This window comes from Allobosea sp. TAB14 (genome assembly GCF_052113865.1).
Taxonomy (GTDB): Bacteria; Pseudomonadota; Alphaproteobacteria; order Rhizobiales; family Beijerinckiaceae; genus Allobosea; species Allobosea spartocytisi.
The window spans coordinates 37434-47367 of record NZ_JBFRDQ010000021.1 but is presented as its reverse complement, the minus strand read 5'-3'; the positions used below and the strand labels follow the sequence as shown (position 1 = coordinate 47367).

Sequence of the window (9934 nt, the reverse complement as noted above, 5' to 3'; positions counted from 1 at the left end):
TGCCTATGCCGAGGTCTATTTCGACGAGAACAACCCGCCGCCCTCGATGCTGCAGGTGCCGGGCGCGATCGATGTCGCGGTCGAGTTCACCTCGATGTCGAAGACCTTCTCCATGRCCGGCTGGCGCATGGGCTTYGCSGTCGGCAAYGAGCGSCTGCTSGCGGCKCTGGCGCGGGTSAARTCCTATCTCGACTACGGCGCYTATACGCCGATCCAGGTYGCCGCCGCCGCCGCGCTCAACGGGCCGGACGACTGCATCCGCGAGATGCGCGACATCTACCGCAAGCGCCGCGATGCGCTGGTCGAGAGCTTCGGCAAGGCCGGCTGGGACTTCCCCGCGCCGGAAGCCTCGATGTTCGCCTGGGTGCCGATCCCCGAGAAATTCCGCCATCTCGGCTCGCTGGAGTTCTCCAAGCTCCTGATCGAGAAGGCCGAGGTCGCGGTGGCGCCCGGCATCGGCTTCGGCGAGCATGGCGACGATTATGTCCGCATCGCCATCGTCGAGAACGAGCAACGCATCCGCCAGGCCGCCCGCAATATCGGCCGCTTCCTGAAGGGCGCCGACGCGACATTGCACAACGTCATCCAGATGCCGAAGGCGGGGTAGGGCGCGGCGTTTCGACCGTCAGGGCTGTCATGCTCGGGCCTGGCCCGAGCATCTCCTGAAGGAGAGGCGCCTCATCCTGCATGAGATTCTCGGGTCTGCGCTTCGCTTCGCCTGAGAATGACGGTGGCGGTTTTGCGCTGCCTCTGGACCCCGCCGCCAAAACATGGGAACCGGGACGGTGCGGAAGGGAGATTCCGTATCGCGTCCGGGGCTCGCTTCCATGCAACGAAAAGGCCGCCTTATCGGCATCGGCTTCGCCGCTTTCGCGGCGGTCTGCCTGGTGGCGACCTATGATTACTCCAAGGGCCGCATCACCGACACCAGCTCCGATCTGGTCCGGGACGTCCTGGCGTCATCCGGCAATGCCCGCGAATGCGCGCGCGACGTGACCGATGTGGTTTCGCGGCGGATCCCGATCGGCACGGAGAGGGCGGAGGCCGAGCGCATTCTCGCCGATGCGACGATCGATCCGCCGAAGCCGTGGTTCTGGACGCCCGACGTCGAGAACAGCACGGTCTCGGAAGGCCAGACGCTGGAAGCGCTGCGCACGATCAAGGCAACGGCCTTCGTCAGCAATCTGCTGCGGGTCTATCTCTCCTTCGACGACGGCAAGGTGAAGCGCGTCGCCGCCGAGGTGATCTGCCATTTCGGCTGAGAGGCGTTGCGGGAGCCGCTGAAGCGGCTTGTCGGTCGGATCAGCGCTGAGTCCCGCAATTCGTGGCTCCGAACAAGGCGGTTCCGTTACGTCAGTCGCTGGGCTATCCTGCGCGAGGGCTGCTGCGACAGGTGCTGCCATGGAAGAGACGGACAAGGTTTTCACCGGTCCCATTCCGCAGATCTACGACCGGCTGCTCGTACCCCTGATCTTTCAACCCTATGCCGAGGATCTGGCGGCTCKCGTCATGGCCGCTCGGCCCGCCCATGTTCTCGAGCTCGCGGCGGGGACCGGCGCTCTGACGCATGCGATGGCGGGGCGCCTCGATGGGGCGAGCATCGTCGCGACGGATCTCAACCAGGCGATGCTCGACATCGCCGCCGCACGGTTTGCGGGGGACGCCAGGATCGTTTGCAAGCAGGCGGACGCGCTCGATCTGCCCTTCGCGGATGAGAGCTTCGATGTTGTCGCCTGCCAGTTCGGCGCGATGTTTTTCCCCGACAAGCCGAAGGGTTATAGCGAGGCCCGGCGTGTCCTGCGGCCGGGTGGGCGCTATCTCTTCAATGTCTGGGATGCGGTCGCCCGCAATGATTTCACGGCGGTGCTGCTGGACGCGCTGGCCGAGGTTTTTCCGGCCGATCCTCCCCGTTTCATCGAGCGCACGCCGCATGGCTATCATGATCTCGGAATGATCGAGCTCGATGTCATGGCCGGCGGCTTCGGGAGGCCTGCGATCGAGCGTGTTGAGAAGCGTTCCCGCGCCAATTCCGCGTTGGATGTCGCGACCGGCTTCTGCCAGGGCACGCCGATCCGCGGCGAGATCGAGGCGCGCGGCGCGCCGGGGCTGGCGGCCGCGACCGAGGTCGTGGCGAAGGCGCTGGAGCGTCGCTTCGGCTCCGGCCCGATCGAAGGAGGCATTTCTGCCTTCGTCGTTTCGGCCGAGCGCTAGTCGTGCCGGAGCGATTTCGCAGAGCTGGGAGTGTCGCTCTCCGTTGACACGCATCGCGCCTCATGCGACCCCGCGCCCATGACCAGCGCTGTCCTCCCGAACGCCTCCCAGCCTCTGCGCATCGGCCTCGCCGGTCTTGGCACGGTCGGCGCCTCGGTGCTGAAGATCCTGCAACGGCAGGAGAACGCGCTTGCCGCGCGCTGCGGCCGGGCGATCCGCGTCGTCGCCGTCTCGGCGCGCGACCGCAAGCGCGATCGTGGGATCGATCTCGGCGGTTTCACCTGGTTCGACGATCCGGTGGCGCTGGCGAAATCCGCCGATGTCGATTGCGTGGTCGAATTGATGGGTGGTTCCGACGGCCCGGCCAAGGCGAYGGTGGAGGCCGCGCTCTCGGCCGGCAAGCATGTCGTCACCGCCAACAAGGCGCTGCTTGCGGCCCATGGCGTCGCCCTCGCGGAACTCGCCGAGAGCAACGGTGTGGCGCTCGCCTTCGAAGCTTCCTCGGCCGGCGGCATCCCGGTGGTGAAGACGCTCCGCGAAGCGCTGGCCGGCAACAATGTCAGCCGCATCTCCGGCATCCTCAACGGCACCTGCAACTACATCCTCTCGCGGATGGAGCAGGAGGGGCTGACCTTCGAAGCCTGCCTGGCGGACGCCCAGCGCCTCGGCTATGCCGAAGCGGACCCGACCTTCGACGTCGAGGGCTTCGACACCGCCCATAAGCTCGCCATCCTGACCAGCCTCTCCTTCGGCACGAAGATCGACGCCGAAGCGATTCATGTCGAAGGCATTTCCGCGATCACGCCGCTCGATCTGCGCATGGCCGACGAGCTCGGCTACCGCATCAAGCTGCTCGGCGTCGCCGAGCGCACCAAGACCGGCATCGAGCAGCGCGTGCACCCGACCATGGTGCCGAAAGCCTCCGCCATCGCGCAGGTGATGGGCGTGCTCAACGCCGTCAGCATCGATGCCGACGCGGTCCGCGAGATCACGCTGGTCGGCCCCGGCGCCGGCGGCGATCCGACGGCCTCGGCCGTGGTGGCCGACATCGCCGATGTCGCGCGCGGCACTGCGGGCCTGCCCTTCGGCCTGCCGGTCGGGCGGCTGGAGGAGCCGACGCGCGCGCCGATGCAGCGTCACGAAGGCGGCTATTACGTGCGCCTCGCCGTGGCGGACCGTCCCGGTGCCGCGGCTGCGATCGCAACCCGCATGGCCGAAGCCGACATCTCGCTGGAAAGCATCGTCCAGCGCCGCTCGCCGGAAGCCGTGAACCGCGATCCGGGCGGCCGCTCGGGCGCGCCGGTGCCGGTCGTGCTCATCACCTACGCCACGAGTGAATCCGCGATCCGGGCGGCGCTGGAAAAGGTCACGGCCGACGGCCATGTCGCGGAACCGCCGCAAGTCATCCGCATAGAGCGGGAATAGGCCTTCGGGTCGATTCCGCCCGCCATATTGCAAGGGGAAACCATTTCATGTCCGTCGATCTCCGTATCTCCCCGGATCAGATCATCGAGCGCTATCTCTCGATGGAGCTGGTGCGCGTCACCGAGCGCGCTGCCGTTTCCGCCGCGCGCCTGCGCGGCCATGGCAACGAGAAGGCCGCCGACCAGGCCGCCGTCGACGCCATGCGCCGCGAACTGAACCGCCTGCCCATCGATGGCGAGATCGTCATCGGCGAGGGCGAGCGCGACGAGGCGCCGATGCTTTTCATCGGCGAGAAGGTCGGCAACAAGCAGGGGCCGAAGGTGCACATCGCGGTCGACCCGCTCGAGGGCACGACGCTTTGCGCCAAGGACATGCCGGGCTCGATCGCCGTGATGGCCATGGCCGGCGCCGGCAGCCTGCTCTACGCACCCGACGTCTACATGGACAAGATCGCCTGCGGCCCGGGCTATGCCAAAGGCGTGATCGACCTCGACGCCTCGCCGGCCGACAACATCAACGCGCTGGCCAAGGCCAAGGGCGTGAAGCCGCATGAGATCTCGACGCTGATCATGGACCGCCCGCGCCATGCCAAGCTGATCGAGGAGGTCCGCAAGACCGGCTGCTCGATCCGCCTGATCACCGATGGCGACGTGGCCGGCGTGATCTTCTGCACCCAGCCGGAGAAGACCGGCATCGACCTCTATCTCGGCATCGGCGGCGCCCCCGAGGGCGTGCTGGCGGCGGCTGCGCTGCGTTGCGTCGGCGGCCAGATGCAGGGCCGGCTGATCCTCGACACCGAGGAGAAGCGCGTGCGCGCGGCGGGCATGGGCGTCAAGGACCCGAACAAGAAGTACGACATGTCGGAGATGGCTTCGGGCGACGTCATCGTCTGCGCCACCGGCGTCACCGATGGCGGGCTGCTCTCGGGCGTGAAGTTCGGCAAGGACTTCATCGAGACCGAGACGCTGGTCTATCGCTCGATCACGGGCACGGTCCGCCGCATCTTCGGCGAGCATCGCGAATTCTCGAAGTTCCAGCTCGATTGAGCGGAGCCGTGTTTCCGGCGCCGGCCTTTGGCCTGCGCCGGACATTGCAATAGGGCGTCATTCTCGGGCTTGCCCCGAGAATCTCAGGCCGAGAGAGGCGCTGGAGCCTCCATCGTCATAAGATGCTCGGGTCAAGCCCGAGCATGACGGCGCTACGCCGCCGGTCTTATCCCACAGCTTCCGCCGCGGCGCGCCCGGCCACCCGCCCCGAGAAGATGCAGCCGCCGAGGAAGGTGCCTTCCAGCGCACGGTAGCCATGCAGGCCGCCGCCGCCGAAGCCGGCMGCTTCTCCCGCCGCATAGAGCCCCGGCACCGGCTCGCCCACGGCGTCGAGCACGCGTGACGACAGATCCGTCATCAGCCCGCCCAGCGACTTCCGCGTCAGGATGTTGAGCCTGACCGCGATCAGCGGGCCATGGGCGGGGTCGAGGATGCGGTGCGGCTTTGCCGTGCGGATCAATCGGTCGCCGAGATAGGCCCGCGCCCCGCGCAGCGCGGTCACTTGCATGTCCTTGCCGAAGGGGTTGGCGAGCGCCCGGTCGCGGGCTTCGATCTGCCCGCGCAGATGCGCCTCGTCGATCAGCGCCTCGCCGGCGAGCGCATTCATGCGCGCGACGAGGCGCGAGAAGTCGCTCTCGACGATGAAGTCCTCGCCCTTGTCCATGAAGGCCTGCACCGGCCCCGGCACGCCGCCGCCCGCGCGCTTCAGCACCTGCCGCCAGCTCTTGCCGGTGAGGTCCGGGTTCTGCTCCGAGCCCGACAGCGCGAATTCCTTGGCGATGATGCTGCGGCTGAGCACGAACCAGGAATGGCTATAGCCGGTCTTCATGATGTGCTCGAGCGTGCCCAGCGTGTCGAAGCCGGGAAAGAGCGGTACAGGCAGCCGGTTGCCGCGCGCATCGAACCAGAGCGAGGAGGGACCGGGCAGGATGCGGATGGCGTGCCGCGGCCAGATCGGCGCCCAGTTGGCGATGCCCTCGACATAGTGCCACATCCGGTCGCTATTGATCAGCCGGCCGCCGGCGGCTTCCACGACAGCAAGCATCGCGCCGTCGACATGATCGGGCACGCCGGAGAGCAGCCGGGCAGGGGGCTGGCCGAGACGCGCCGGCCAGTTGGCCCGGACGAGCTCGTGATTGCCGCCGATGCCGCCGGAGGTGACGATCACCGCCTGCGCCTTCAGTGAAAAATGCCCGGCGACGGTGCGGCCGCTCTTCTCGCCACGGCCGACGGCACTCGGCTCGAGGACTTCGCCCGCGACGCCGTCGACCGCACCGCCGCTCCGCGTAATGCCGGTGACGCGGTGGCGGAACCGGAACGAGAGCAGCCCCTTGGCTTCGGCCTCCTTGGCGCGGCGCAGGAAGGGTTCCAGCACGCCGGGTCCGGTGCCCCAGGTGACATGAAAGCGCGGCACCGAATTGCCGTGGCCGGTGGCGAGATAGCCGCCGCGCTCGGCCCAGCCGACGACCGGGAACCAGCGCATGCCCATCGCATGCAGCCAGCTCCGCTTCTCGCCCGCTGCGAAATCGAGATAGGCTTTTGCCCAGCGCTGCGGCCATTCATCCTCCTGCCGGTCGAAGCCGGCCGAGCCGAACCAGTCATCCGCCGCCAATTCGCGCGAATCGCGGATGCGCAGCCGCCGCTGCTCCGGGCTGTCGATGAAGAACAGCCCGCCGAAGGACCAGAAGGCCTGTCCGCCGAGCGAGGCTTCCGGCTCCTGGTCGAGCAGCATGACCTTCCGGCCCGCATCCGCGATCTCGCAGGCGGCGACGAGGCCGGACAGGCCGGCGCCGACGATGACGACGTCGGTTTCTGTTTCCATGCGCGTTTCCTGTCCGATCCTGCGCCTTGGCTGGCGCTTGTGCACAGTATGGCGCCCGGTTACCGGCCGGCCAAGTTCGACGCTGGTTGACCTTGTGCTCCGCTTGCGCGACGCCGGGAGCACGATGAGTCTGATGCAGCCCCGTGCTTTTCTCGGCGTGACCCGCTCCGTGCTCGGCCGGCCCTGGCGCGACCGGCTCGACATGGCCGGCCTCGGCCGCGCCGAGGCGTTGAGCCAGCAGCAGGGCTTGCCCGACATCCTCGCGCGCCTGCTGGCCGCCCGCGATGTCGAGCCGGCCGAGGCGCTGCGCTTCCTCGAGCCGAAGCTGCGCGATCTCTTGCCCGATCCCGCCATCCTCACGGACATGCAAGCCGCCGCCGCGCGGCTGGCGCGGGCCGGTGCCGCCCGCGAGCAGGTCGCGATCTTCGGCGACTACGATGTCGACGGCGCCTGCTCCTCCGCCCTGCTCGCCGGCTTCCTGGAGCAGGCCGGCGCCCGCCCGCGCATCCATATCCCCGACCGGCTGATCGAGGGTTACGGCCCCAACAGCGAGGCCATCCGCATGCTGGCGGGCGAGGGCGCGACGCTGCTCGTCACCGTCGATTGCGGCACCACCAGCGACGAGCCTCTGGCCGAGGCCCGCCGGCTCGGGCTCGATGTCGTCGTGCTCGACCATCACCAGGCGCCAGAGCGGCTGCCGGCCGTCGAGGCGCTGGTCAATCCCAATCGTCAGGACGATCTCTCCGGCCTGGGGCACCTCTGCGCCGCCGGCGTCGTCTTCCTCGCCCTCGTCGCGACCAGCCGGGAACTGCGCCGGCAGGGCATTTGGGCCGAGCGCGGCGGCGAGCCCGACCTGCTCGCGATGCTCGACCTCGTCGCGCTGGCGACAGTCGCCGATGTCGTGCCGCTGCGCGGGCTGAACCGTGCCTTCGTCCGGCAAGGCATCGCCATGATGCGCGCGCGCATCCGGCCGGGCCTGACCGCGCTGATGGATGTCGCCGGCCTCGACGGGCCGGTCCAGCCCTGGCATCTCGGCTTCCTGCTCGGCCCGCGCATCAATGCCGGCGGGCGCATCGGCGATGCCGCTCTCGGCGCCCGCCTCCTGCTCACCGCCGACGAGGTCGAAGCGCGTGCCATCGCCGCCGAGCTCAACCGCCTCAACCAGGAACGGCAGGAGATCGAGCGCCTCGCCGTGCTGGAGGCCGTCTCGCAGGCGGAGCATGAGCTCGCCGGCGCGAATGAGAGCCTGCCGGTCCTGCTCGCGGGCAGCGCCGACTGGCACCCCGGCATCGTCGGGCTGGTGGCGGCGCGATTGAAGGAACGCTTCCGCCGCCCGGCTTTCGCGCTGGCGCTGAACGGGGAGGGCGGTGCCACCGGCTCGGGCCGCTCGGTCGCGGGCGTCGATCTCGGCCGGGCCGTGCGCGCGGCGGTAGAGGCCGGCATGGCGGTGAAAGGCGGCGGCCACGCCATGGCGGCCGGCGTCACGCTCGGGCGCGGGCAAGCGAATGCCTTCCACGCCTTCCTGAACGAGCATCTTGCGCGCGAGGTCGCAGGCGCCAGCGAGGCCGAGGCGCTGCTGGTCGATGCCGCCTTGAGCGCGGGGGGCGCCAGCCCGCGCCTCATCGCCGAGATCGAGAAGGCCGGACCTTTCGGCTCAGGCAGCCCCGAGCCGGTCTTCGTCTTCCCCGCCCATCGCTTGACCGATGCCATCCCGATCGGCAGTGGCGGCCATATCCGTATCAAGCTGCGCAGCGGCGATGGGGCCAGCATCGGCGGCGTCGCCTTCCGCGCGGCGCAGGAACCGCTGGGGCAAGCGCTGATCGCGGCACGCGGCGAAATGGTCCATCTCGCCGCGACCTTGAGCCTCAACCGCTGGGGCGGGAACGAGACGGCGGAGCTGCGGATCCTCGATCTCGCCAGAGCCGTCTAGGCGCGGCCGCCCGGCTTGCTTTGAAAATGGGAGGTCGGCTCACGATTCTTGTGAACGGGTGCTTGCGAAGCGGCACGCCCGCTACTATACCTCGCCCCGCTTCGCAACGCGGCCCCGGCCGCGAGAGCACGCGACCTTCGTCTATCGGTTAGGACACCAGCCTTTCACGCTGGGGAGACGGGTTCGACTCCCGTAGGTCGCGCCATTTTCTGCGAAGCGATTCAGATCAGCGCCGCCATGTGCAGCAGGACGAAGCAGCCCGCTCCGCCCCCGATCAGCAGGAGCGGATTGATCGGCGTCGCCATCAGCAGCGCGGTCGAGGCCAGCGCCAGCCCGCGCCCGATCCAGCCGCTGTCGAGCGAATTGATCAGCACGTAGCTCGCCGCCAGGATCATCCCGGCCGCGACGGGCCGCAGGCCTCTTTCCAGCGCCTTGAGCAATCGCGCACCCTCGAAGCGCGACCAGATATGGGCGACACCGTAGATCAGCAGCGCGGTCGGGCCGAAGATGCCGATGGTCGCCGCCAGCGCCCCCCAGAAACCCGCGATGCGCCAGCCGATCAGCGTCGCGAGCAGCGAGCCCGGGCCCGGCRCCAGCCGCGAGATCGCGAAGGCATCGACGAATTGGGAGGCGGTCATCCAGCCATGCACGTCGACGATCTGGCGGTGCATATCGGCAACGGCGCTCTGCCCGCCGCCGATCGTCACCAGCGAGAGCGGCAGGAAGACCAGCAGGATGCTGATGGCGATGGCCGGCATTGTCCGTCAGCCCTGGTGGTAGGTCACGGCGACGCTGAGCGAGCCGGCGACGAGCACCGTCCAGATCAGCGGCAATTGCAGGATGGCGACCGCGACGAAGGTGGCGGCCATGATCGCGAGCGGGAACACGCGGCGCGGCACGCGCCGCGCGGCGACGAGCCCCATCGAGAGCGACAGCCCGATCGCGGCGCAGGCGGCGCCCGCAAGCGCGACATGGGTCAGCTCGAAGCCGGCGAGCGCGGTGAAGACGGTGCTGATCAGCGTGATCACGATGGCGGCCGGCACGATGATGCCGAGCCAGGAGGCGATGGCGCCGTTGCGCCCGCCGAGCTTGTAGCCGATCCAGATCGCCATATTGGTGACGTTGACCCCCGGAAGCGCCTGCGCGATCGAGAGCCCGTTCAGGAAATCCTCCTCGCTCATCAGCTTGCGCCGCTGCACGAACTCCCGCAGCAGCCAGCCGCTCAGGCCGCCGCCGAAGCTGGTCAACCCGATGCGCGTGAAGATCAGGAAGAGCTGCACCGCGCTTGGGCGTTCGGCGGGGGCTTCGTCCCGGCCTTTTCGGAGCGCTGCGTTCCGGCTTTCGGGCTGAGGCGTTGGGGAGGAATCCGGCATCTCAACTCCGGGAGACGAGCGACTCTGGAACGTCCCACATTGCCGGCTTTGTCCCGGCTGGCCAGCACGCCCGCGCATGCTGGTCATGACCGGCGCGACGAGGGGCGGGGTGCGCCTGTTTCATCAG

General features: G+C 68.7%; 9 protein-coding genes and 1 tRNA gene. 7 read left to right on the top strand and 3 right to left on the bottom strand.

The genetic code is table 11. The features are described from left to right. The 5 genes from AB4Y99_RS05220 to glpX form a co-directional block, all read left to right on the top strand. On the top strand, positions 1–607 hold a 607-nt coding region (locus AB4Y99_RS05220), incomplete at its 5' end, for an aminotransferase class I/II-fold pyridoxal phosphate-dependent enzyme (RefSeq protein ID WP_441522611.1). A gap of 220 nt (positions 608–827) precedes the next feature. Then, on the top strand, positions 828–1262 hold the full coding sequence (locus tag AB4Y99_RS05215; RefSeq protein WP_038368203.1) for a hypothetical protein: 435 nt from the start codon (positions 828–830) through the stop codon (positions 1260–1262). A gap of 139 nt (positions 1263–1401) precedes the next feature. Then, positions 1402–2211: a class I SAM-dependent methyltransferase gene (locus AB4Y99_RS05210; RefSeq protein WP_441522610.1), complete on the top strand. Its 810-nt coding sequence runs from the start codon at positions 1402–1404 to the stop codon at positions 2209–2211. A gap of 78 nt (positions 2212–2289) precedes the next feature. Continuing rightward, entirely contained in the window at positions 2290–3636 is a 1347-nt protein-coding gene (locus tag AB4Y99_RS05205) for a homoserine dehydrogenase (protein ID WP_441522609.1), read from the top strand. 47 nt (positions 3637–3683) lie between these two features. Beyond that, complete coding sequence (gene glpX / locus AB4Y99_RS05200; RefSeq protein ID WP_038368195.1) at positions 3684–4682, top strand: class II fructose-bisphosphatase; 999 nt, start codon at positions 3684–3686, stop codon at positions 4680–4682. A 166-nt stretch (positions 4683–4848) separates the two neighbouring features. On the opposite strand, the gene AB4Y99_RS05195 is transcribed toward glpX, so the two are convergent. Next, a complete protein-coding gene (locus AB4Y99_RS05195; RefSeq protein ID WP_441522608.1) occupies positions 4849–6504 on the bottom strand; it encodes an FAD-binding dehydrogenase in 1656 nt (551 codons plus the stop codon). Positions 6505–6637: 133 nt separating this feature from the next. On the opposite strand from AB4Y99_RS05195, the gene recJ reads away from it, so the two are divergent. Both recJ and AB4Y99_RS05185 read left to right on the top strand, forming a co-directional pair. Beyond that, on the top strand, positions 6638–8434 hold the full coding sequence (gene recJ / locus AB4Y99_RS05190) for a single-stranded-DNA-specific exonuclease RecJ (RefSeq protein ID WP_404801880.1): 1797 nt from the start codon (positions 6638–6640) through the stop codon (positions 8432–8434). A 130-nt stretch (positions 8435–8564) separates the two neighbouring features. Continuing rightward, positions 8565–8639, top strand: a tRNA-Glu gene (locus tag AB4Y99_RS05185). Between the two features lie 16 nt (positions 8640–8655). Here AB4Y99_RS05185 and AB4Y99_RS05180 read toward each other — a convergent pair. Both AB4Y99_RS05180 and AB4Y99_RS05175 read right to left on the bottom strand, forming a co-directional pair. Next, positions 8656–9192 carry a chromate transporter gene (locus AB4Y99_RS05180; RefSeq protein WP_441522607.1) on the bottom strand — a complete coding sequence of 179 codons (537 nt, stop codon included), beginning with the start codon at positions 9190–9192 and terminating at the stop codon, positions 8656–8658. Between the two features lie 6 nt (positions 9193–9198). Continuing rightward, positions 9199–9714: a chromate transporter gene (locus AB4Y99_RS05175; RefSeq protein WP_208112951.1), complete on the bottom strand. Its 516-nt coding sequence runs from the start codon at positions 9712–9714 to the stop codon at positions 9199–9201. Between the last annotated feature and the right edge of the window lie 220 nt (positions 9715–9934).